This window comes from Ethanoligenens harbinense YUAN-3, assembly GCF_000178115.2.
GTDB lineage: Bacteria > Bacillota > Clostridia > Oscillospirales > Ethanoligenentaceae > Ethanoligenens > Ethanoligenens harbinense.
This window is the reverse complement of the sequence record NC_014828.1, coordinates 959,404-982,495: the sequence shown is the minus strand read 5'-3', so window position 1 is coordinate 982,495 and position 23,092 is coordinate 959,404. Positions and strand designations below refer to the sequence as shown.

The window sequence follows — 23,092 nt, the reverse complement described above, 5'->3', positions numbered from 1 at the left end:
ACTATCCTTACAAATGGGTTTGCAGCACACGTCCGTTGCCTGTCAGCGTATAGTTTCCGCTTTCCGCGGGGAGGAACACGGTGTCTCCTTCGTGCAGTTCCATCACGTCGCCGGTGTTATCCAGTTTCAGATCGCCCTCCACGCAGAGCAGCGCGTGGAAGGATTGGTCGGTCGCTTCCAGCTTGGCCGTGCCGTTCACGCTGAGCAGATCGACGATGAAATAATCGCAGGCCGCCAGTGTCCGACGGGTATAGCCGTCCATCTGTTCCACCGGCGCCGCGGCCTCCTGCTTGACCGGGTGCGAAAACGTGACCGCCAGCGCTTTCTCAATGTGCAGCTCGCGGGGTTTGCCGTCTTTGCCCAGCCGCCCGTAATCATAAACGCGGTAGGTGATGTTGGAGCTTTGTTGGATCTCCGCGATCAGGCACCCTTTGCCGATGGCATGAATGGTGCCGGGGCGGATCATAAAGGTATCACCCTTATGCACCGGTACCGAATGGAGCACGTCGAGCAGCGTGTTGTCCTCGATGCGCTTGCGGAACTCCTCTTTGGAGACCTCTTTTTCAAACCCATAAATGAGCGAAGCGCCCGGCGCGCAGTCCACCACATACCACATCTCGGTCTTGCCGTACGAGTCTTCATGCTCTCTCGCATAGGCGTCGTCGGGGTGAACCTGAATGGACAGATTGTTGTTCGCGTCAATCAGCTTAATGAGAACCGGGAATTCCTCGAACTTCGCGTAGCGCGCGCCCATAATCTCTTTTCCATAGATCTTGAAATAGTCCTCCAGCGTTTCCCCCGCATAGGGGCCGTTGGCAATGGTGCTGAACCCGGCCGGATGGCAGGACAGCTCCCAGCTTTCCGCCGTGCGCTCATAGGGCGACGGTTTATGGTAACGCGAGGTCAGCAAGCTGCCGCCCCAGATATAGTCTTTAAACGCCGGTGTCATTTTCATCGGATAACGAACCAGTAAATCCTGCTGCATGAAAAAATTCCTCCTGTCAGTCTTTGCGCCGCGCGGCCAATCCGCCTTGTTATTTCAAGACGGCACGCATGGCGTTTTCATAGCGGTCCAGCTTTTCACCGGTTTCCGCGGCGCTCTGGCCGGAAACCAGCAGGTACAGCTTGATCTTCGGCTCGGTGCCGGAGGGACGGACGATCACGCTGCTGCCGTCTTCCATCTCATAATACAGCACGTCGGACTGCGGCAGGCCGGTCTTCTCGGTGGTCTTGCCGTCCATCGTCTTGCGCACGTCCTTGAGATAATCGCGCTCGGCCGTGATCGCCACGCCGCCGATCTCCTTGAGGCCCTCCTCGCGCAGGTGTTCCATCAGCGCCTTCATGCGATCAAGCGCGTCAAGACCCTCCATCTTCAGGCTGATAAGCCGCTCGCCGTAATAGCCGTATTTTTGGTAAAGGGCCTGCAGCGCCTCGTACAGCGTGACCCCTTTGTTCCGGTACCACGCGGCCATCTCCGCGATCATCAGAGAGGCGACGACGGCGTCTTTGTCGCGGGTATAGGTGCCGGCCAGATAACCATAGCTTTCCTCAAAGCCAAAGAGGAAGGTGTTCGAACCGCTTTCTTCAAATTCCTTAATCTTCTCACCGATGAACTTAAAGCCGGTGAGCGTGCGGTAAAGCGCCACATGGTTCTGCCGGCAGACCGGGTCGGCCATCAGCGTGGAGACGATGGTGGTCACGACGGCGGCGTTTTCCGGCAACTCGTTTCTTTCCTTTTTGACCGAGATGATATAATCTGTGAGCAGGATGCCCACCTGGTTGCCCGTCATGGCGATATACTCGCCGGAAGCGTCGCGCACGACGATGCCTGCGCGGTCCGAATCCGGGTCGGTGCCGATGATGAGGTCAATAGCCTCTTTTTTCGCCATCCCGATGGCGATGGTAAAGCCCTCTTTTTCCTCCGGGTTCGGAGATTTAACGGTGGGGAAGTCGCCGTCCGGCTTCATCTGCTCCGCCACCGTCAGCACATGCTTGAAGCCCGCGCGCCGCAGCACTTCCGGCACCAGACGGTAGCCCGCGCCATGGAACGGCGTGTAGATGATCTTGAAGGTGTCGGCTACCGCCGCGACCGCGTCCGGCGAGGCGGCCTGTTCCAGCACGCGCGCGAGGAACGCTTCGTCAATCTCCTTGCCGATGGTGTGGATGAGGCCCTGCTTCACCGCCTCGTCAAAATCCATCACATGCACGTCGTCAAAAATATCGCTCCTGCGGATCTCCGCCAGCACTTCGGCCGCTTTTTCCGGGCCGATCTGCGCGCCGTCTTCCCAATAGACCTTATAGCCGTTGTATTCCTTGGGGTTGTGGCTGGCCGTCACATTGATGCCCGCCACACAGTGCAGCTTGCGGATGGCAAAGGAAAGCTCCGGAGTGGGGCGCAGCTCATCGAACAGATAGCTGACGATACCGGCAGCCGCCAGCACGCGGGCGGCCTCTTTGGAAAATTCCACCGAATGATGGCGGCTGTCATACGCGATGACCACGCCTTTTTTCTTTGCTTCTTCGCCCTCGGAGACGATCACGTTGGCAACGCCCTGGGTCGCCTGCCGCACGGTATATACATTCATGCGGTTGTTACCGGCACCCATCACGCCGCGCAGGCCGCCGGTGCCGAAAGCAAGCGCCCGACCCAGCCGGTCCTCAAGCTCCGCCGGGTTGGCGGAAACCTGCTCCATCTCCTGTTTTGTATGGTCATCCGTATGAGTAAGCCAGCGCTCGTATTCTTTTGTCACGCCCATTGTTTACCCCAACTTTCCATGTTTTGACAGAATATAGGCTTTGGTCATTTACCGTAACGGCACTTCTCTCGCTTGTATCTATGCGCCCAATTTCATGTCGCTGACGAATCAAAGATTGCGGGCGTCTCTTTGTCCGACACACCGAACACGCATACGCCAAGACATAAATAAAACACGCTGATGTGGCACCACGAGATCTTTAATTTAGCTATATAGTATCGTTGCTTAAGCTAATTGTCAAGTTAATTGTAAGGCAATTTCTCATAAATTTAATTTGACACCAGCATAATATGAAGGCAACACCATTGTTTCGCAATATACACTGTGGTTTCACCAGATATATTCCCCATTCCGGATATAAACGGCGCCCCCCTTATTTGCACACACACTGTCGAGATGTGACGTACACAGCTGTAAAAAAACGCCAACAGCGATGACGGAAGCGTCACGATTGGCGTTAACAAAAGTTGCAATTTTATATCCACATATCCCGGAAATCCACGGGCAACTTTACAGTTCTTCTCCCCGATCCGTGAAAAGGGCGTCCCCCTTGTCCTGTTCTGGCGGCTGCCCGGCATACGGGTCGATCATATGTTTTTTCACCAGAGGCCAGACCGAAAAAACAATCAAAAATCCGATTGTTCCCACCGTAATGAAAGGAAAAAGGAAAGCCAGAGGAACATAGAGCAACACCGTCACGAGCAGGAGGAGCGAACTCACCACGGTGACAAACACATTCCGTCCAATCCCGATAAACGCAAAAATCAGGGAATTGCGGTAAATGTCTTTCAGTTTCATCTCAAATGTGACAATGACAAGAAAGACATAATACTGCATAAACAGGAAAAAAAGTCCAAAGACACACAGCATCGTCAGAGGAATGTAAAACAATGACTGCGTGCCCGTCAGCGCAGAGCAGACCTGGAACAGATAAAAGAAAAGATCAAACCCAATCACGCCGATTGCCGCCGCGGCCATGCTTTGCTTCCAGTTTTTACGGGCGACGCTTATGAAATCCCCCCAGATAAAGGAAGGCCTCTCGCGCGCAAAATCCCGCAGTTCATACACAAACCCTGCAGTGAACGGCCCGGTGAGCAAAACGGGAAAGACGGACACGTAAAAATACCAGCTTCCCAGTTCACGGCCAAAAAACGCAAAAAGCACAGGCACATAGAAGAGAATGCACGAGGCCACATACAGGAGATTAAGACGAACCAGATACCAAAATTTTCGGAAATAGATTTGAAAAAACAAGATCGGAGCCGGCGGTTTCTTTTCATCTTTGCTCACACCCGGTCCCGGCCGATCATACCGCATATTAAAAAAAGCCAAACCGTTTTGCCCCCTTTTCCTGCAATGCGCGCCGCCGTTCCATGACCCGCATTGGTACTCGCAAAATAACGGCCCGCGCCTGACGCAGAGCCGTTCGTCCGGTCAGGGCAGCGTGTTGCCCGCTGCGCGATAGATATCGTACCATTCTTCGCGTGTGAGCCGGATATCCGCCGCCTTCACACACTCCGCCAGACGTTCGGTGTTCATGGTGCCCACCACCGGCATCATCTTCGCCGGGTGCCGCAGGATCCATGCAAGCGCGATGGCCGTGTCGGATACACCGTATCCCGCCGCAATTTCACTTATCTTCACGTTTAGCTCTGGGAACTTTGGATTTCCCAAAAATGCCCCTTCAAAAAAGCCGTATTGGAACGGGGACCACGGCTGGATGGTGATATCGTGCAAGCGACAGTAATCGAGCACGCTGCCGTCGCGGTCATCCGCCGCGTCTTCTTCCATATTGACATGAATGCCGGCGGAAACCATGCCCGCATGGGCTATGCCGAATTGCAGTTGATCCACCACAAGCGGCTGGTGCAGGTATTTCTGAAGCAATGCCATCTGCATGGAGTTCTGGTTGGATACGCCGAAATACCGCACCTTGCCGCTGCTGTGAAGCTGGTCAAACGCCTCCGCAACCTCCTCCGGTTCGGCCAGTGCGTCCGGCCGGTGCAGCAACAGCACATCCAGATAATCGGTTTTCAGCCGTCTGAGTATGCCGTCCACCGACGCAAGGATATGCTCTTTGGACGAATCGTACATCTTAGACGGCACAATGCCACATTTCGACTGCAGCATGATTTTCTCGCGCACGGCGCTGTTCATATGAACGGCATCCGCGAAAATTTTCTCACAGACACCGTTCCCATAGATATCGGCGTGATCAAAAAAATACGCGCCCAGATCCAGCGCCGTCTGCACAAAAGTCTCGGCGGCACGTTTATCCAGTTCGTTGATGCGCATACATCCAACGGAAATTGTTGGGACCCGCATCCCGGATGTCCCAAGTAAAATGGTCTGCATAGAGCAGCACTTCCTTTCTTTGTTCTTCCAATACATGCCCGGTGTATTCCGGGCCAGCTCTGTTATTCAACAATACGCATAACGCTCCAAAAGGGAACCGTTGCAGATTCCGCGCTATTCAAGGCCCAAAGCCACATGCTGATCATACCATATTTGCGCGGCGTTTTTCAAACCCATTCTTCTCGAATCGCCTGTTCTGTGTAACGCAGTACCAACCGCACAAGGCTATTTTGTATCTGTTGAACAGGGTTAATCGTGACTGAAACGGGCCAACGCGGCAGCTTATGGCGTCGGCAGAACAACAATCGCACTGAATCCGCCCGGTATGGGGATGTTCAAACAGCCACCTTCCAATTCAAGGCAACATCTTTTTCCCCCAAAAACGATGCGATTTTCATTCAGGTAAATGCCGGATCATTCAGCTCAATCTGTTCCGGCATGGGAGAGCGGAACGCATGGGCGACGCTAAGGGCCGATTGTATTTCATGACATGCTGTGTGCATTACGCAAGCGTTTTTCCTTCGACAGGGACAAGCGCCGCAAGTTCTTGACTGGCCCCAGCCGTCTCCTTTGTGTACCACGCGGTTCCCTGTTCCCTCAGTGAAGATGGTATCCATACATTTTGCGTAAACGGGTTTTGGTTTCAGTGAAAGAATCCTCTTTTTATGGGCATTCAGTTCGCTCTCAATTTTGGTTTTGGCTTGAGTGGATAAAGAAGCCGTCGGCTCAATCATTCCTACGTTGCTCATTCGTTTTTCTTCCTTTCAGTTTTAAGTTATAATGAATTCATCACCATAGAAAAAAGGAGTCTTTATGCCAATCGCTGAAAACCAAATTCTTGCGAAAATCAACCTGTTCCAAAAAGCTGCTCAAATGGCCGCATTAGATTCTCCAGAACAGCATGACATATCTTTCAAATGCCCAGCATACGGAAGTAATGCGATTGCTTATATGGAAGACAGCCATATTTATGCATTTTGCACATGCTGCGGAATCTGCCACATTAGTTGATTGCTCGCATAACAGCATCATAGCCAGTTGTTGTGGCATTCCGCAAAGTGCACCCATGAATCGGATTGCCATCTCCAACGACATAGGTGTTTGGGCATAATCCCTCAAAACCTGAAATTTGTTTTTTGTCGGGTTGAACACCTTGTGCACAAATAACGGCGTCACATTGAAAATATTCTATAGAATTGTTGCCTTCCTTCAATACCGCATGGGCGTCCGTCACATCCATTAGAACCGTATTATACCGAATAGTTATTCCGGTATCATGAAGCAGTTGCTTGATTCCTATCATACTGATAGCGACATTCCGCTTGGCCACGATCTGCTCCGGGCTTGATTCAACCACCAAGACCTGTTTGCCTTGCCTTGAAAGATGAAGTGCAATTTCCAGACCAGAAAAGCCCGCGCCCGCAACCAGGACCGTATCCCCTACCTGGGTACGCTCTAATTCCAAATCTCCTGCCCAAATGACCCGGTTGGTGATTTGCGTTGTATGAGGCAATATGACAGGTGTTCCCCCTACGTCAACGAGCAATATATCCGGCTTTTCTTCCCGCACTACATCCGGGGTCACAAAAGTGTTTGTTTGAATCATGATATTGGAATCTTTTTCAACCTGTTTAATCGACCAGTCCAAATATTTTTTCAAATCGCTTTTTAATGGCATGGATACAGCTGTTTTCAACAATCCTCCCAAAGCGTCAGTTTTTTCAAACAATTTTACAGCTAGGCCAACTTTGGAAGCAGTCCGGGCTGCTTCCAAATTAGCTGGTCCTCTCCCTACCAACATTATCGACTTCCGAGTATGAATGCCCATCTGCACTTGCGTCTCCCTGCCTACTGTAGGATTGACTGCACACCGCACGGCAAGAAATTGCGAGTGTGTGCGGTCTATGCATGTGTTGCAGCGAATACACGGGCGCGTCTCAGCGGCTTTGCCAACAAGGGCATTATGGACACAATCTTTTCCACCTGCAATGACATTCCGTATCATGGCTACGATATCAACATCTCCATTTTTGATTACACGCTCGGCGGTCTCTAAATCAAATGATCCCACTACGGAAACCGGAATGCCAACGGATTTTTTTAGTTCTTTCGCCGCCGCTAAATTCATGGCTCTTGGAAAATATGTCGGCTGAAAGACATCGGGCAATGTGCTGTCATCAAGCAGCAATCCACGTGATACATGGAGAAGATCGATCTTATCTTCGTAACCGTCAAATCAACGGGCACGCCCCCCAAGGCATGAGGTTTTCAACATCCGCGCCATTGGGCGCTTCGGTGAAAATCTTTGTGAGGTACTCAAAAGGCACAAGACCATTCTCCCTGGCAGAGACGATCAAGCTGTAATAGATTGCGCTGGCTTTTGCACCGTTTGGCGTGTTGGAAAACAGCCAGTTCTTCCGTCCCATTACAAAAGGTCGAATGGCGTTTTCCGCGCGATTGTTACTGATTTCCAGCCGTCCGTCCAACAGATACCGCACAAGATACATGCGCTGTGACTGTGCATAATGGATTGCTTTACCCATCAGGGTTTTAGGCAGTTCCCGGAGCGATCCGACCCAGGCGTAGAACGCCTCAACCACCGGTTTACTTTGCTGTTCGCGTTCCTTCAAACGATCTTCCGGGGTCAGCAAAGTGAACTGTTTCTCCAAATGAAACAGCCTGTCACAGTAAGCAATCCCCTTTGCGGCGTCAGACGATTTCCGTTTATCCTTCGGCAGTGTTTGCAGCGCTTCGTCAAATTTCCGACGCAGATGCGCCCAACAGCCCACCACGGTGATTCGGTCAGGCAGCTTGTGGTATCCGTCATAACCATCTGCATGGAGAAAACCTGAAAAATCCTCTAAGAAGTCTTTCGGACGGATATGCTTTCGATCCCGCTGGTAGTCATACAGCACAATCTGGCGCTTAGCCTCGCCGCTTGTACGATAAAGCCACATGTAACTTTTACTCTGGGCGGGCTTGCCGTCCTCATGCAGCACCTGAAGGGTGGTTTCGTCTGCGTGAAGGACTTGATGATTGCATAGCTGTCGCTTCATTTCCTGATAAATTGGCTCCAGCCAATCTTCACAGGCTCTGATGAGCCAGTTGGACATGGTTTGACGTGAGAGCAGAATGCCGCTTTGCGCCCACTCCTGCTCTTGCCGATAAAGCGGGCTGCCCATCACAAATTTTTGCACGGCGATATGGGCGACGGATTCGGGTGATGCGAACCCTCCCTTGATGACGGGTTTTGGCATCTCCGCCTTGACAATCGGCACACGATCAGAGGACTCCTCGCAGTGGCGGCAGGCATAGACGTGCCGTACATGGCGTACAATCACGGCTTTTGCCGGGATGATTTTCAGTTCCTCACGGATGTCTTCCCCCATTTTGTGCAGAGGACAACCGCAGTCCGGACAGATACGCGCCTCGATCGGCAGCTCGTGTTCAATGGTCTCAACAGGTAAATCTTCCGGCAACTTGTCGGTGGTCAGGCGCGTCTTTCTGCGGTAATGCGCCTTGACCTCGGTGGTTTCCGGCTCTGGCACGGTCAAATCGGCGGTTTGCTCTGCTTCGTTAAACAGACATAATTGTTCGTTGTCCGTCTGTTCACTGGACGCGCCGAATTGCTTACGTTTGGCCAGGCGGAATTGCTCCATCAGCCACTGAATCTGCTGTTTTAGCTCGGCAATCTGCTCCGCCTGTTTGAGAAAATTCTCGTAAACAGAAAGCGGTATTTCAATTGTTTTTTCTTGTTTTTCCATTCTCTAATTATACCGGAAAAACCGCATAGAATCAAGAAAAAACGGCATTTTCGTATCCCGATGTGTTACGAAATATTGTGTTCAAGAACTTCGCTGCGGCGAAGCTTTTTCTCCAGCCTTGCGCCATCGATCAGACAAGACAGTTCCTCACTGTTCAGCGTCATTGTGGTTTCCTCGTCTGACGACGGCCAGCGGAAATGTCCGCGTTCCAGCCGTTTGAAATACAGCCAAAAGCCATCGCCGTCCCACTCCAGTATTTTCAGGCGGTCACGGCTTCGGTTGCAGAACACGAACAGCGCGTCGACAAAAGGGTCGAGAGAAAAACTGTGCTGCACAAGCGTCATTAGCCCGTTGATCGATTTCCTCATATCCGTGCACCCACAGCAAAGATACACAGGTTTTTCTCCGAACTGCATCACAGCGATCTCAGGATGCGGCAGACTCTCGCCAGCAATTCCAGGTCGGTTTGGGCATTTGCAAGGATATGGCAGCCGGCGATTTCAATGTCTAGGGTGCCTTCGCCGGCAGTAACAGATTTTGCTTCCGTAAGCTGCGTCCAGCCGTCCGGCACAAGCCCGGTTCCGCGCTTTTGTTTCTCCATAAGCTCCATGCAGGCAGCTTCCCGTACTTTTTTCTGCCTGTAGTAATAGGTGGCCTTGCTGATGTTTTTTTCTTCGCAAAATGCGTCCACGCTCTGCCCGCCAGCTATTCGCTCCTTTACCGCCTCGCCCCACTCTGATAGCCGGAACTCCCTCGCGATTTTTTGCGTATCCATTTTATTCACTCCAATTTGGTCCAAAACACTCCATTACATGTTTTGAACCCTTTTGAAGTTCATTGTACCTTCCCCGACACCATGCTTACAAGGTGCGCGCGGTCTTGACGGTTACTTATCTTCGATCAGTTTGACAAACTCTTGTGTTTCCGCCATGCCGGTTCCATCAGGTACCAATTCCTCCGCGCTGATACGGTATTCAATGGCAATAGCTTGTCCCACCGCCTCACGTATTTTTTCAAGCAGCTCTGTAGCAAAACGGGCGCAGTTACGCAATGAACCTCCGTACTCGTCAGATCGGTAGTTGATTGCGGTGGAAAAAAAACGGGCAGGCACGTTACCATGGCCTCCATGTATCATGATCATATCGAAGCCCGCCCGCATGCAATTAACTGCAGATTGCACATAAGTACCAACTGCTTGTCTGATTTCCTCAGTTGTACTGTTGTTGACGACCATATCAGCCGGTCCCAGCATATATTTTGCATAAGCCAGCTCGATGCTGGCGGCAGCTCCACTCTCGTGGATCATTTCCGCTATTTCATTTAAGTCAATCACATTAAAGGGACTTGATGCATTCAGAACGCGGAATCCAAATGTTTGGGGGTTGGTAGCCGTGTGTTGTTTTCCATGCTCCCATGAGAGTGGTCTCTTTGGAGTTTTTAGTCTTTACTTGACAAACTCTTGAGAGTTTTTCGAGTCCATTTTCTCATGCTACTTAGAGCGTGTCTATGTACCATTAGCCTGATATTTGCGCCAAATGGAAAATAAATACATATATGGGTGTGGCAACACATATGGGCGCGCGGATATTTAGTTGCCAGTAGTGGTAATGTAACCGACGATGCGACAGCGGTGTATATTCTAATCAAGATATTAAAGAAATGAAAGCGATGATTTTAAAATTAGGGGCTTAACCGCAAGTTGAATTTACGGTTGTATCCGGTAGTGATTCAGTTCGGAATCATCTCTTTACCTACAACATGGAAAATAGATTTAAATTAGGCTTTTTCTCATATTCTTAGGCTCAACAGTACACCAGGGGATAATTTTGTTGCATTTCACTTTAAATATATATAATATAAGTAAAAGTAACCGAATAAATGAATGAATATATTGCATTAAGACTTATGCCTACAATAAATATCGGAGACTTTAAATATACTTTGCCAGAATAAGCAATACCCATAATTTTAATGAAGTTCCATAATAACTGTCATTTTGTGAACCCTCTAATTTTTCCAGCATTTTCGTATAAATGCAGTTTGATTATTGTATGAAGCGACAGCAGCATAAGAAGCAAGGTACGAAGTATTTAAATACCGCACTAATGGGTTTCCATTAAGAGAATATCCCGCAACAAGTGATGATTTATTTGATACGTAGTTATATATTTTGGCAAGAAGAGTTGCGGACTGAGAATCTTTTTCAGCCTGGTATGTATATAGCAGGCGAATGGGTACTCGGATAGCGTCATAGCCATAATTAGAATTATCAGAATTTAAAGATCTATCATAGTTAATCCAGTCTGGAAACAAGCCAGTTTGCCTGTCGGCTGAGCTTATTAAAATTTCGAAATTAACGTTATATACTTTATCCCAGAATGTATAGTCAAATTTTTCAAACACTTTATAATATTGGGGAGAAATGTAAGACGGATTGAGAGGAGGATTTACTCTCCATTTGTCACCAGGAAGAAGGACATACCTGCTATCTATTTCGTGCATCTGTATGCTTTTTACTAAAGTCTGTGCATTCTTTAGATAACTAGGGTTTTTCCACTTTTTTGATGCTAGCAGCAAAGCATAAGCCATGTCTTCGTCGGCATCTGATGCTGCTCCAGTACCTATTACATTTCCATCAGCATCTATTTTCCAGTTCATTAAGCCATTATCATCCATATAATATTGTGCATATTTCCACAGACATTTAAATACGGAGGGATCATCCTGAGCGACACTAAACAACATTCCATATCCAATCCCCTCACTGACAGTAACGTTGCCCATTTCTGGATCAATCACGCGAGACATTTGGCTGTTCGCAGCGCGTAGATAAGCCATTTTCCAGTTTCGATATGTGGACGTGATCTGTTGGATATTACACACATGGTGCTCTCCGCCAAAATAACCGGCAGTAAAAATGGCAATTGTTGCAAAAACAACACTTAACACAGCCAATAATTTTCTTTTGTTGTATCTAAAACAAGTACTCATATACATCGAATTTCTCCTATAAAATATTCTTCTCAAACAATATTCAAATAGTTACCACAACTTATTTCAAATCCATTATCATGAGAAAGCATTTTTTGCCCTAAACCACATGATATCCTTGCGCCTGATTTGCCATATATTTTACAATATCTTCGTATTGACACTCAGACAATCCATTGAATTTGACTCCCAACTCGCTTTCTCCACTTGTGAGCATCTTCAACCGTACAACTTGTGCAGGAATTTTTTTTATACCTCGGAAATCAATCAGGACCTCATCCCCTTTTCCTAAATCTTGCAATCCATATTGTATTAGCATACCGCATTCAGATATATCGATCAACGTACCGCAGGTGGAAGAAGAATACTTCGAATTAAAAAGGACAACATCCGCATTCGTAGATATTCGTTCACTTTTCCTAAAACGCGGCCTTTCAAAACAAGCCAAAATAGTGACTGTGAATGCAAACGCGTTATATAATGACCATACTAAATTAATTATTATAGATGTACAAATTGCATAGGGCTCTATGCCATTCCGAAGCTGAAAAAATACATTGCACCATCCCATAATTGTAAGGGAGAGTAGTATAATATGTGGGAGCGCGGCTCCCCAAGAAAATTTGACCTTTTCCAAGTTCACTTTTTTGGGAGTAACCCGAAACGGAATAGATTCACTACTGATAAGTTCAAATAGAGAAATTGCCGATAGATATGGGGCCAGTGCCACTTCATAAATATGGGACCATATAAAATTTCGATTCTTGGAGCCTAATGTGTGAAAAGATAATACACTGGCAGTAAACGACGGAATCCATAGAAGCAATAAATCTATAAGGTTGGTGTTTAGAATTGTAAATCCAAAAAACAAGTAAAGCAATGGGCAAATGATGAATATCATCTTTTGTATCCCAAAAAACCAATAAATCAGTCCATCAAAATATAGAATCCGTTGTAGAGTATTTAACCCCTTAATGGTCAGAGGGTTCCACTTTTTAAGTACCTGAATATTTCCTCTGCACCAACGCTCACGTTGCTTGAGAAGATTTTTAAAACTTTCAGCTGACAGCCCAGTGGCCAATACCTTGGTAACAAAGACACTTTTATATCCCTTAGCTTGAATAAGCATTCCTGTGGCCGTATCTTCGGTAAGAGAGTCGGTAGGAATTCCACCAATTTCATCAATCGCGCAACGTCTAAAAACGGCATTTGGTCCTACATGCAGTACGGCGTTGTGGCAACCACGACCCCTCTGAATGTCTCGCATAAAAAAATCCAATTCATTGGGAATCTGATTGTAAAATTTGAAATTATACTGAAACGGATCCGGATTGTAAAACGCTTGCGGCGCCTGTACAAATCCCATTTTCACATCAACAAAATATCCAACCATTTCTTCTAAAAAGTTGGACTTCGGTATCATATCGGCATCAAAAATGGCTACCAGCTCACCGCTTCCTTGTCTCAACGCATTGTTAAGATTTCCGGCTTTTGCAAATGAAAGATTTTTTCGTGTCACATAATGTACATTTAATCTCACACACAGCAACCGCATCTCTTCTCGTTTTCCATCATCACAGAGATAAATATTTAATAACTGGCGTGGATAGCTAAGGTTTTTACAAGCAGTCAAGGTTTTTTTATTATGTCTATTGGCTCATCGTAAGTCAGCACAAAAACATCTACTGAAGGTAGTCTTTTGGGCTTGCTAATTGGGGCCAAAGAATTACTGTAAGGTTCATAAAAAAGCAAGTTAAAGATCACTAGTTTCCACATGTCCAGTACTTCTGCAATTAAAAGAACGATACCACAAATAGCATTGGGAATGCCATAGTGAATTGGGAGAGTAAATATAGCCCGCCAAACAATATAAATAATTTGATAGGTAATAATTGTGCAAATCAATACTTTCTTTAAGCAGCCAAGCTTTCTTGCAAGAAAAGAAGCAAAAAAAAGCCACAAAACAGAGGCACACATTACATAAAGTTTCAAATTTTCATTTCCGAATTGGCATAAAACAAATGTATAAATTGAATAGTTCATTGCAATCATCTCAAAGCTTGATAATCAAGGCGCTTCACAATAGTCCGTGTAGTAGGCGCTGTAGCTTGCGCTTGAAATGTTTCCTGCGGTATTCAGGCCAAATATGTTCCTTAGATAAAAACGCACTCATATTTGACAATTTATATATCTTCAATATTACTTTTTGACGATTTCATTAACATCCTTAAAATCATAGGTTTTCAATGTTATCACCTCTTATGCAATTAAAACAAGTCAAAGAAGTCAAGTAGATAATCTTGTCTATTTGTGAAAAATTCTCGGCAGTACCCATTTGGGTCGAACTTGGTTAAAACAATATGATCATTCTATAATCCACAGTGCCCTACATATGGATAAAAGCATCGAATGTATAATTCATTTCCTTCTCGTCCGAGTGAGTAGAATGTTAAAACGAATAATTTTTTCTGAATGAATTGATGATTTCATTTGGCACTATACAATTTCTGAAATTAAGTGGAATCCACATATCAATTGCCTGATTGACCGATTTCCATGATTTCAAGCACCTAATTGATTGAGTAGCTTTAAAATCGTTACTGAATGCCAATATACAAGTCCCGTATGCTCTTTCACCAAATATGCCCCATTTCATTGATGGAGACGCCCAAACGATAATGTTCGAATTACTTAAAATTGAATCAGCATTATTCCCCTTCGGACCTAAATCAAGAAATTCAAAATAATCATTACCAGTCAAATCAACCGGCAAAATTTCAGAGCCGAAGTGTCCGAACTCTTCAAATTGATAACTAATCGAATCAAGATTTAATACTGCTGTGAAAATATAATTATCGCTTGTTTCTTTTGACAATGTCTGAATAAATCCCCAAAACTCACTGCTTGTGGCCCAATCAAACTCCTCAAAAAAGTATCTCTGGTAACCAGATTGAAATACTTGTTCGGGTAATTCACGTTCTAAGTAAAATATTTTACCTAACAAGTCAATCATTTTGGAATATTCTCGCATTCCCTTTAAAAACAATTCTTCCAGATTCATTTGTCATTAATTCCCCGGTCGAATTTTTATTTTGATTCTTGAACTTCCTTTGGGATAATAATCGGCAGTTGGCCCCCAGTGGATTTTGCATTATCTCTTAAAACGTATTTTGAGCCGTTTTTTGCATGATTGTTGTTTTTCCGTCTTGGCTTATTGATTTTGACCAACCATTTTCCGATAGATTATTTTCAAAATCTGATTTTGTAACATCAGTTAATATATTAGTATAGCGACTGCCTGATGCAGTAATATCTTTGTATTTTGAAACACTGCATGCCCTCTCAGCAGCAACTTCAATTTCATTTTCCTCACCGAGTCCCTGTGCCAAATCAGGAGTGGTGAACATGAGCATGAAATTGACTTGCGTCATTGTAAATGTTGTATTTGCCCATGCCGCCTTTAATTCATTAGCTTGATTAAAAGCATCGTTCAAGCTATTATCGATGGTTTGGGACAAACTATCCATATAGAGTCGTGGGACTGAAATATTTTGGATGGCATTTTGCGCTATGGCATTGTAGTCTATTCCAGGCTCCGAGCTTCTTCCAAACGGGTCGATCAGGTTTACCGGATTTCCGTTCACATAGGCATAACGGTTTAAGCTTTCACTGGTCTGGATGTTACCCTTCTTCACATCCGCATTCACAAACCGTTTCAGCGTAGTGGAATAATACCGCGCCAGCATGTAATATAGGTAACCGTCAAATCAACGGGCACGCCCCCCAAGGCATGAGGTTTTCAACATCCGCGCCATTGGGCGCTTCGGTGAAAATCTTTGTGAGGTACTCAAAAGGCACAAGACCATTCTCCCTGGCAGAGACGATCAAGCTGTAATAGATTGCGCTGGCTTTTGCACCGTTTGGCGTGTTGGAAAACAGCCAGTTCTTCCGTCCCATTACAAAAGGTCGAATGGCGTTTTCCGCGCGATTGTTACTGATTTCCAGCCGTCCGTCCAACAGATACCGCACAAGATACATGCGCTGTGACTGTGCATAATGGATTGCTTTACCCATCAGGGTTTTAGGCAGTTCCCGGAGCGATCCGACCCAGGCGTAGAACGCCTCAACCACCGGTTTACTTTGCTGTTCGCGTTCCTTCAAACGATCTTCCGGGGTCAGCAAAGTGAACTGTTTCTCCAAATGAAACAGCCTGTCACAGTAAGCAATCCCCTTTGCGGCGTCAGACGATTTCCGTTTATCCTTCGGCAGTGTTTGCAGCGCTTCGTCAAATTTCCGACGCAGATGCGCCCAACAGCCCACCACGGTGATTCGGTCAGGCAGCTTGTGGTATCCGTCATAACCATCTGCATGGAGAAAACCTGAAAAATCCTCTAAGAAGTCTTTCGGACGGATATGCTTTCGATCCCGCTGGTAGTCATACAGCACAATCTGGCGCTTAGCCTCGCCGCTTGTACGATAAAGCCACATGTAACTTTTACTCTGGGCGGGCTTGCCGTCCTCATGCAGCACCTGAAGGGTGGTTTCGTCTGCGTGAAGGACTTGATGATTGCATAGCTGTCGCTTCATTTCCTGATAAATTGGCTCCAGCCAATCTTCACAGGCTCTGATGAGCCAGTTGGACATGGTTTGACGTGAGAGCAGAATGCCGCTTTGCGCCCACTCCTGCTCTTGCCGATAAAGCGGGCTGCCCATCACAAATTTTTGCACGGCGATATGGGCGACGGATTCGGGTGATGCGAACCCTCCCTTGATGACGGGTTTTGGCATCTCCGCCTTGACAATCGGCACACGATCAGAGGACTCCTCGCAGTGGCGGCAGGCATAGACGTGCCGTACATGGCGTACAATCACGGCTTTTGCCGGGATGATTTTCAGTTCCTCACGGATGTCTTCCCCCATTTTGTGCAGAGGACAACCGCAGTCCGGACAGATACGCGCCTCGATCGGCAGCTCGTGTTCAATGGTCTCAACAGGTAAATCTTCCGGCAACTTGTCGGTGGTCAGGCGCGTCTTTCTGCGGTAATGCGCCTTGACCTCGGTGGTTTCCGGCTCTGGCACGGTCAAATCGGCGGTTTGCTCTGCTTCGTTAAACAGACATAATTGTTCGTTGTCCGTCTGTTCACTGGACGCGCCGAATTGCTTACGTTTGGCCAGGCGGAATTGCTCCATCAGCCACTGAATCTGCTGTTTTAGCTCGGCAATCTGCTCCGCCTGTTTGAGAAAATTCTCGTAAACAGAAAGCGGTATTTCAATTGTTTTTTCTTGTTTTTCCATTCTCTAATTATACCGGAAAAACCGCATAGAATCAAGAAAAAACGGCATTTTCGTATCCCGATGTGTTACGAAATATTGTGTTCAAGAACTTCGCTGCGGCGAAGCTTTTTCTCCAGCCTTGCGCCATCGATCAGACAAGACAGTTCCTCACTGTTCAGCGTCATTGTGGTTTCCTCGTCTGACGACGGCCAGCGGAAATGTCCGCGTTCCAGCCGTTTGAAATACAGCCAAAAGCCATCGCCGTCCCACTCCAGTATTTTCAGGCGGTCACGGCTTCGGTTGCAGAACACGAACAGCGCGTCGACAAAAGGGTCGAGAGAAAAACTGTGCTGCACAAGCGTCATTAGCCCGTTGATCGATTTCCTCATATCCGTGCACCCACAGCAAAGATACACAGGTTTTTCTCCGAACTGCATCACAGCGATCTCAGGATGCGGCAGACTCTCGCCAGCAATTCCAGGTCGGTTTGGGCATTTGCAAGGATATGGCAGCCGGCGATTTCAATGTCTAGGGTGCCTTCGCCGGCAGTAACAGATTTTGCTTCCGTAAGCTGCGTCCAGCCGTCCGGCACAAGCCCGGTTCCGCGCTTTTGTTTCTCCATAAGCTCCATGCAGGCAGCTTCCCGTACTTTTTTCTGCCTGTAGTAATAGGTGGCCTTGCTGATGTTTTTTTCTTCGCAAAATGCGTCCACGCTCTGCCCGCCAGCTATTCGCTCCTTTACCGCCTCGCCCCACTCTGATAGCCGGAACTCCCTCGCGATTTTTTGCGTATCCATTTTATTCACTCCAATTTGGTCCAAAACACTCCATTACATGTTTTGAACCCTTTTGAAGTTCATTGTACCTTCCCCGACACCATGCTTACAAGGTGCGCGCGGTCTTGACGGTTACTAATATAGGTCGTTGCTGTCGGTCTGCACACCATCCCAGCCATTGAACAGGAAAATTGTACTGCTGCTGCCGGTGTGGCTAGTCGAAATCCTATATGAAAGTATAACCATTCGCATTGCTATTCATTTCTGATAGATTTTTTCTTTATAAACAAAGCAACGATAACCGCAATGAAAACCAAGATCAGAACTACTTTTGTCACATTCCAAATGGTAAACGCAACTGGAGTTGCAAGCATTGTTGTTTTTTGCCTATTGACTAACCGTGCTATTTTAGTTGACCAAATATTTGTTTCCAGTTGATAAATGCTCTCGTTTTTTTGAAAAGCAGATTGAGCAATTATCGGAAGAACTACTCCATAATGAGGATATGTAAAAATCAAAAAATCCATCTGTTTGACAGGCAAATGATTTTTTATAATTACCATTTGAATCATATTCATCAACTCTCTCCTTTGTAAGATTTCCAAGATATATATCATCTTGTATATCAACCCATATGCCGTTATATTTATAATTACCCAAATTGTACTTTGGAAATACGTTTTTAGAATAATTTACTGAATTTGGATTAATTAAAGCAATGAAAACAAACACCAATTCTAAAGCTGGTAAGAACTTCATTTTAGCGCCTTCCCTTGCCCAACATTAGGATCTTGAAATGTATATAATGGAGTAGTGTAACTATTTACAACATGAAAGTCGAATCCCGCACCGAATCCAAGTGAACCCTGTTCTCCATAATAATAACCGCCATTTCCATCATTCATTATTACAAAATCACCACCAAAAGCTTTTATACCTCCTCCAAAATCCAACGATTTTCCATATATGTTTTTTATATCAGGTGCATTTGTATGCTGTATTCCTAAGGAAAGACCTGCCCCAACAAGTCCAGCAGACGCAGTATCCGTTGATGTTCCAGCATTAGTAACGATTATTGCCACATGACCATTGCCATCTTCAACTAATCCAATAGAGAGAGATACGTACCAGAATAACTCGGCACTTCCACTTAGACTAATTGACCAAGTGTCCGTTCCAAACGGATCAATATCGTTAATCGGATTTCCATTTGCATATGCGCAACGGTTTAAGCTTTCACTGGTCTGGATGTTGCCCTTCTTCACATCCGCGTTCACAAACCGCAGCAGGGTGGGCGAATAATATCTTGCCCGCATGTAATACAGGCCGTTGGGATCGGTCTGTACACCATCGCGGCCGTTGAAAAGAAATGCTGTTGGAGAAACGCCCGTGTGGCTTGTCAGATTACCATAAGTGCCATATGTGTAGATGTCGGGCACTTGCCCGCTACTGTTTGTTAATGCCGTGGTGCTGCCACAGTAATCGTAGTGATAGACGGCATAATTGTTGCTTGAGTCATAGGAACCAATCAGCCCGCTGCTATAGATATAATAGGTTTTGTTCCCGTTCTCGTCCGTGGATACAAGCATCCGGCTCATGGCCGCATTGGTATCGTAGACATAGCTTGTGGTGCTGTCGCTCATGGCCATCGCAATGCGGTTGTTTTCTGCATCATAGGTGTCAGCGCCAGTGATAAAATGAAGAAAAACGCCGGTCAAAAAATGTAGGTTTGCAGCGGAAAGGGATGCAATATGGTACACTCAAATCTGTCTGTTAAGCAGCAGGCGGAAAGGGTGTCAAAATGGAAGGAGCAAACCGGATGGATATCCGAAGCGACCGGCAAAAAGGACTGAGCTACACAGAGATAGCGCGCAAGTACAACATTGACCCGAGGACGGCGAAGAAATACGCCGAGAGCGAGGCGCGACCGGTATACAGCCTGAGCGCAACGAAGCCGTCGAAGCTGGACCCCTACAAGGAGCAGATAACGGTATGGCTGGAGGAAGCGCCGTACTCAGCGGAGCGGATACTGGAGAAAATTCAGGAGCAGGGCTTCGAGGGTGGGCACAGCATCGTGCGGGAATACGTGCGAAACAAGAAGGAACAGTTGGACGAGAAAGCAACGGTGCGGTTTGAAACGATGCCGGGACTTCAAGGGCAGATGGACTGGGCGTTTTTTGAGGATCACACCGTGCCGGAGGATGGGAAGCTGAAAAAGCTGTACTGTTTTCTGTTCATTTTGGGGTACTCGCGGACACGGTACATAGAGTTTGTGACCAACATGAGTACCAACACTCTGATCCGCTGCCATGCCAACGCGTTCCGGTATTTAGGCGGTTACCCGGAGGAAATTCTGTATGACAACATGAAGCAGGTCGTCATCAAACGGCTGCTGAAGCAGGAAGACAGTACCCTCAACCGGCAGTTTGAGGATTTCGCCGGATTCTATGGGTTCAAGCCATGTGCTGTGCCGGCCATACCGAGGCCAGACAAAGGGTAAAATAGAGCGCACGGTACAGTTCGTACGGGATAATTTCATGATTGGCATCAAGTACTCTTCACTTGACGACCTCAATGGCCAGGCCCTCGCATGGTGTAATAAGGTCAATGGGAAAGTCCACGCCACAACAAATGAAATTCCCTTCGAGAGACTAAAAAAAGAGGGCCTTAACCCTCTTAAACGTGAATATATCATCGACAAAATCAATCTGCGCCGGGTACAAAAAGACTGCCTCATCTCGTACGGCGGTAATCAGTATTCCGTGCCATCGGAATACGCCGGCGAAGATGTGGCAGTCGTAGCATTGGACAACGTGCTTGCTGTCTACTATGAAGGAAAGCAAATTGCCCTGCACCGAATATCCTACCAGAAAAAAGACATGGTCGTCAATGCCCATCATTATCGCAGGCTGACCGTCAAGCAATCCTTTGATACAGAAAACACCCTGCTGGACGGCGACAGTGTCATCGACTTTCCTATCCAACAACACGATTTGAACCGGTATGACGAGGTGCTGCTATGACGGAACTGACGATGGAACGTCTCAGGGAAAACCTCGAAAGCCTTAAGATGAAAAACACGCTGGAGATATTGGACAATTATCTTGAAAGAGCTGTAAAGGACGAACTCAACGTTGTAGATGTGCTCGACCATATCTTTGCCGAGGAAGCATTGTCAAAACGGCGACGCGCCTATGAAAAGCAGGTGCAAATGTCCGGATTTCCCATCAAAAAAACGTTGGAGGATTTTGATTTCAGTTTCCAGCCCTCCATTGACAAGCGCCAGATTGAAGAACTGGCTACCATGCGTTTCCTTGAAAACGGAGAGAATATCGTCTTCCTCGGCCTGCCCGGTGTGGGCAAGACCCATCTGGCCTCAGCACTGGGGCTGGTTGCCGCCAAGCATCGATTCTCCACCCATTACATCAACTGCCACACCCTAATTGAGCAGCTCAAAAAGGCTCATTTTGAGAATAGACTACCGGACAAGCTCAAAACTCTGGGCAAGTACAAAATGCTCATTATTGACGAAATTGGCTATCTCCCGATGGATATTCAGGGGGCGAATCTGTTTTTTCAACTGATTGCGAGACGTTATGAGAGAGTCTCCACGATCTTTACCTCCAATAAGACCTTTTCCCAATGGAATGAGATCTTCGCCGACGTCACTATCGCCTTTGCAATCCTAGACCGTGTTTTGCACCACTGCACCGTTGTCAATATCAAGGGTGAGAGCTATCGCCTTAAAGAGCGAAAGGAGTACATGAAGCAGAAGCAGCACATCGTCAACACCCTTTTCGAGCAGGGCCAAAACTAATTTTTCAACATTTCCTTACCGCTGTTTTCATGCATTTTTTAACTGGCGAAAACCTGCAAATTCAAATCGGCGTTGACATTACCATCAATGGTTATTTGTGATAGCCGATCACAAGATAAAAATGCTGTTTGACCGATATTGTTCACGTTACCTTTTATAGTTATAGTTTTTAGGTTAGCGCATCGAAGAAATACGCAGGAAGCTATATTATATGTATCACCATCTATATACACACTATTAAGATTTTTGCATCCAAGGAACGCACACTCGCCGATATCACCAATGTCGCCATTAATATATAACTTAAATAAGGATGTACAATCTTGAAAAGCACTGTTATTGATTGTCGTAATACCACCATACACTGTGAAATTTTTGAGTGAAGAGCAATCAAGAAATGCAACCGTATCAATTGTCCCAATGCTCCCATAAACGGTAACCGTCTTTAAGCTCGAACATCTCAGGAAGGCATTGTCATTCACATTTAGTATACCGCCATGAATTATAACCGATTTTAGCGCATGGCAATCAGTAAATGACGTGCTTCCAATTGTGTCTATATTACCCTCAATGTCCACAGATACCAATTTATCTAGAGATAAAAAGGCATTCGATTTAATGGTGCCTACGTTGCCGTTTATTCTAATGCTTGTCAGACTGCTGCAGCCAATAAACGCATCGTCTTCTATATCTCCGACATTGCCACGAATATTCAGATCCTTAATTGAGGAATTAATAAATGCGCCATAATCAATCGTATTTATTCCATTTTGGAACAAAATATTCGGCAAATTTGAATTAAGAAATGCATAAGCGGCAATATTTTTAACACTTGATGACAGTACCACATTTAAAGGCTTCTGTCGCTCTGCAACAGCTCTTTCTCCAATTTCCGTAACACCATCCGGAACGTCAAACTCACTGTCTGAATCAAACGCCGGGTATTGAATCAACTTGCTTTGTGTCTTATCATATAACACACCGTTAAGAGTACTATAATTGGGATTATTTGCATCGACTTCGATTTCAGCACAATTAGTCAACGCTTCCAATCCAACAAGCTGAATTGTTGCTGGAATTGTTATTCTGATTAAATTGGTGTTTACGGAAAAGGCCCAGCCTGCAATTTCCGTAACAGTCTTTCCGTTTATAACAGAAGGAATTTCTAAACTAGTATCCTTACCCACATATCCAGTAATGGTTAGCGTTCCATCGACATTTACGGAATAAGAGTAGTCAATCGTAGTTTTTATTGCTGCACCTAAAAGTGCTTTAACGATGCCGCAGGGATTCGCCTCCTGCGAGCATTCTGTAATCACCCTAGTTGAAAAATATTCCAATATTTAACAATGTTATGGCA

At 46.4% G+C, this 23,092-nt stretch carries 25 protein-coding genes; 4 read left to right on the top strand and 21 right to left on the bottom strand.

The window, feature by feature from the left end; genetic code table 11:
* Positions 1-7 precede the first annotated feature (7 nt).
* From ETHHA_RS04560 to ETHHA_RS04540, 5 genes are all read right to left on the bottom strand, one after another.
* Positions 8-985 (bottom strand): type I phosphomannose isomerase catalytic subunit, encoded by a 978-nt coding sequence (locus tag ETHHA_RS04560; protein ID WP_013484819.1) that lies wholly within the window; start codon positions 983-985, stop codon positions 8-10.
* A gap of 49 nt (positions 986-1,034) precedes the next feature.
* Positions 1,035-2,756, bottom strand: coding sequence for a phospho-sugar mutase (locus tag ETHHA_RS04555; protein ID WP_013484818.1), 1,722 nt, complete (start codon positions 2,754-2,756; stop codon positions 1,035-1,037).
* 510 nt (positions 2,757-3,266) lie between these two features.
* Positions 3,267-3,872, bottom strand: a complete 606-nt coding sequence (locus ETHHA_RS04550; RefSeq protein WP_242822095.1) for a YesL family protein — start codon at positions 3,870-3,872, stop codon at positions 3,267-3,269.
* Positions 3,873-4,190: 318 nt separating this feature from the next.
* Positions 4,191-5,111 carry an aldo/keto reductase gene (locus ETHHA_RS04545; RefSeq protein WP_013484816.1) on the bottom strand — a complete coding sequence of 307 codons (921 nt, stop codon included), beginning with the start codon at positions 5,109-5,111 and terminating at the stop codon, positions 4,191-4,193.
* Positions 5,112-5,509: 398 nt separating this feature from the next.
* Positions 5,510-5,860 (bottom strand): hypothetical protein, encoded by a 351-nt coding sequence (locus tag ETHHA_RS04540; protein ID WP_041686661.1) that lies wholly within the window; start codon positions 5,858-5,860, stop codon positions 5,510-5,512.
* A gap of 64 nt (positions 5,861-5,924) precedes the next feature.
* Between ETHHA_RS04540 and ETHHA_RS04535 the strand changes: the two genes are divergently transcribed.
* On the top strand, positions 5,925-6,122 hold the full coding sequence (locus ETHHA_RS04535) for a hypothetical protein (RefSeq protein ID WP_013484815.1): 198 nt from the start codon (positions 5,925-5,927) through the stop codon (positions 6,120-6,122).
* Here the strand turns inward: ETHHA_RS04535 and ETHHA_RS14420 are convergent.
* From ETHHA_RS14420 to ETHHA_RS04465, 15 genes are all read right to left on the bottom strand, one after another.
* Entirely contained in the window at positions 6,115-7,299 is a 1,185-nt protein-coding gene (locus ETHHA_RS14420) for an FAD-dependent oxidoreductase (RefSeq protein ID WP_120405677.1), read from the bottom strand. The genes ETHHA_RS04535 and ETHHA_RS14420 overlap by 8 nt on opposite strands.
* A 43-nt stretch (positions 7,300-7,342) precedes the next feature.
* A complete protein-coding gene (gene tnpC / locus ETHHA_RS04525) occupies positions 7,343-8,875 on the bottom strand; it encodes an IS66 family transposase (protein ID WP_013484564.1) in 1,533 nt (510 codons plus the stop codon).
* A 65-nt stretch (positions 8,876-8,940) separates the two neighbouring features.
* On the bottom strand, positions 8,941-9,291 hold the full coding sequence (gene tnpB, locus ETHHA_RS04520) for an IS66 family insertion sequence element accessory protein TnpB (protein WP_013484563.1): 351 nt from the start codon (positions 9,289-9,291) through the stop codon (positions 8,941-8,943).
* A complete protein-coding gene (gene tnpA / locus ETHHA_RS04515) occupies positions 9,291-9,650 on the bottom strand; it encodes an IS66 family insertion sequence element accessory protein TnpA (RefSeq protein WP_013484562.1) in 360 nt (119 codons plus the stop codon). Before tnpA (ETHHA_RS04515) ends, tnpB (ETHHA_RS04520) begins: the two co-directional genes overlap by 1 nt.
* Before the next feature lie 111 nt (positions 9,651-9,761).
* Positions 9,762-10,208, bottom strand: coding sequence for an oxidoreductase (locus tag ETHHA_RS04510; RefSeq protein ID WP_137143848.1), 447 nt, complete (start codon positions 10,206-10,208; stop codon positions 9,762-9,764).
* 674 nt (positions 10,209-10,882) lie between these two features.
* Positions 10,883-11,872, bottom strand: a complete 990-nt coding sequence (locus ETHHA_RS14415; protein WP_013484814.1) for a family 8 glycosyl hydrolase — start codon at positions 11,870-11,872, stop codon at positions 10,883-10,885.
* Positions 11,873-11,966: 94 nt separating this feature from the next.
* Entirely contained in the window at positions 11,967-13,499 is a 1,533-nt protein-coding gene (locus tag ETHHA_RS04500) for a glycosyltransferase family 2 protein (RefSeq protein ID WP_083803616.1), read from the bottom strand.
* A complete protein-coding gene (locus tag ETHHA_RS15445) occupies positions 13,496-13,909 on the bottom strand; it encodes a hypothetical protein (RefSeq protein WP_120405676.1) in 414 nt (137 codons plus the stop codon). The genes ETHHA_RS04500 and ETHHA_RS15445 overlap by 4 nt, the downstream gene beginning before the upstream one ends.
* Positions 13,910-14,315: 406 nt before the next feature.
* Entirely contained in the window at positions 14,316-14,927 is a 612-nt protein-coding gene (locus ETHHA_RS04495; RefSeq protein WP_013484813.1) for a hypothetical protein, read from the bottom strand.
* Positions 14,928-15,024: 97 nt separating this feature from the next.
* The gene (locus ETHHA_RS04490) at positions 15,025-15,612 is read right to left on the bottom strand and encodes an RHS repeat-associated core domain-containing protein (RefSeq protein ID WP_041686657.1); all 588 of its coding nucleotides are present in this window, start codon (positions 15,610-15,612) and stop codon (positions 15,025-15,027) included.
* Positions 15,613-15,628: 16 nt separating this feature from the next.
* Positions 15,629-17,161: an IS66 family transposase gene (tnpC, locus tag ETHHA_RS04485; RefSeq protein ID WP_013484564.1), complete on the bottom strand. Its 1,533-nt coding sequence runs from the start codon at positions 17,159-17,161 to the stop codon at positions 15,629-15,631.
* Between the two features lie 65 nt (positions 17,162-17,226).
* Entirely contained in the window at positions 17,227-17,577 is a 351-nt protein-coding gene (gene tnpB, locus ETHHA_RS04480) for an IS66 family insertion sequence element accessory protein TnpB (RefSeq protein ID WP_013484563.1), read from the bottom strand.
* A complete protein-coding gene (tnpA, locus tag ETHHA_RS04475; protein ID WP_013484562.1) occupies positions 17,577-17,936 on the bottom strand; it encodes an IS66 family insertion sequence element accessory protein TnpA in 360 nt (119 codons plus the stop codon). Before tnpA (ETHHA_RS04475) ends, tnpB (ETHHA_RS04480) begins: the two co-directional genes overlap by 1 nt.
* Positions 17,937-18,169: 233 nt before the next feature.
* Positions 18,170-18,493: a hypothetical protein gene (locus ETHHA_RS04470; protein WP_013484812.1), complete on the bottom strand. Its 324-nt coding sequence runs from the start codon at positions 18,491-18,493 to the stop codon at positions 18,170-18,172.
* Between the two features lie 177 nt (positions 18,494-18,670).
* On the bottom strand, positions 18,671-19,675 hold the full coding sequence (locus ETHHA_RS04465) for an RHS repeat-associated core domain-containing protein (protein ID WP_041686655.1): 1,005 nt from the start codon (positions 19,673-19,675) through the stop codon (positions 18,671-18,673).
* Between the two features lie 41 nt (positions 19,676-19,716).
* Between ETHHA_RS04465 and istA the strand changes: the two genes are divergently transcribed.
* Genes istA through istB form a run of 3 tightly spaced genes read left to right on the top strand, consistent with a single transcriptional unit; the run spans position 19,717 to position 21,732 of the window.
* Positions 19,717-20,415: an IS21 family transposase gene (istA, locus tag ETHHA_RS16030; RefSeq protein ID WP_106919181.1), complete on the top strand. Its 699-nt coding sequence runs from the start codon at positions 19,717-19,719 to the stop codon at positions 20,413-20,415.
* Between the two features lie 37 nt (positions 20,416-20,452).
* On the top strand, positions 20,453-20,938 hold the full coding sequence (locus ETHHA_RS16025) for a Mu transposase domain-containing protein (RefSeq protein WP_242822084.1): 486 nt from the start codon (positions 20,453-20,455) through the stop codon (positions 20,936-20,938).
* Entirely contained in the window at positions 20,935-21,732 is a 798-nt protein-coding gene (gene istB / locus ETHHA_RS04455; RefSeq protein ID WP_013484810.1) for an IS21-like element helper ATPase IstB, read from the top strand. Before ETHHA_RS16025 ends, istB begins: the two co-directional genes overlap by 4 nt.
* Before the next feature lie 38 nt (positions 21,733-21,770).
* Here istB and ETHHA_RS04450 read toward each other — a convergent pair whose 3' ends face one another.
* Positions 21,771-23,072 carry a leucine-rich repeat domain-containing protein gene (locus ETHHA_RS04450; RefSeq protein WP_106919194.1) on the bottom strand — a complete coding sequence of 434 codons (1,302 nt, stop codon included), beginning with the start codon at positions 23,070-23,072 and terminating at the stop codon, positions 21,771-21,773.
* Between the last annotated feature and the right edge of the window lie 20 nt (positions 23,073-23,092).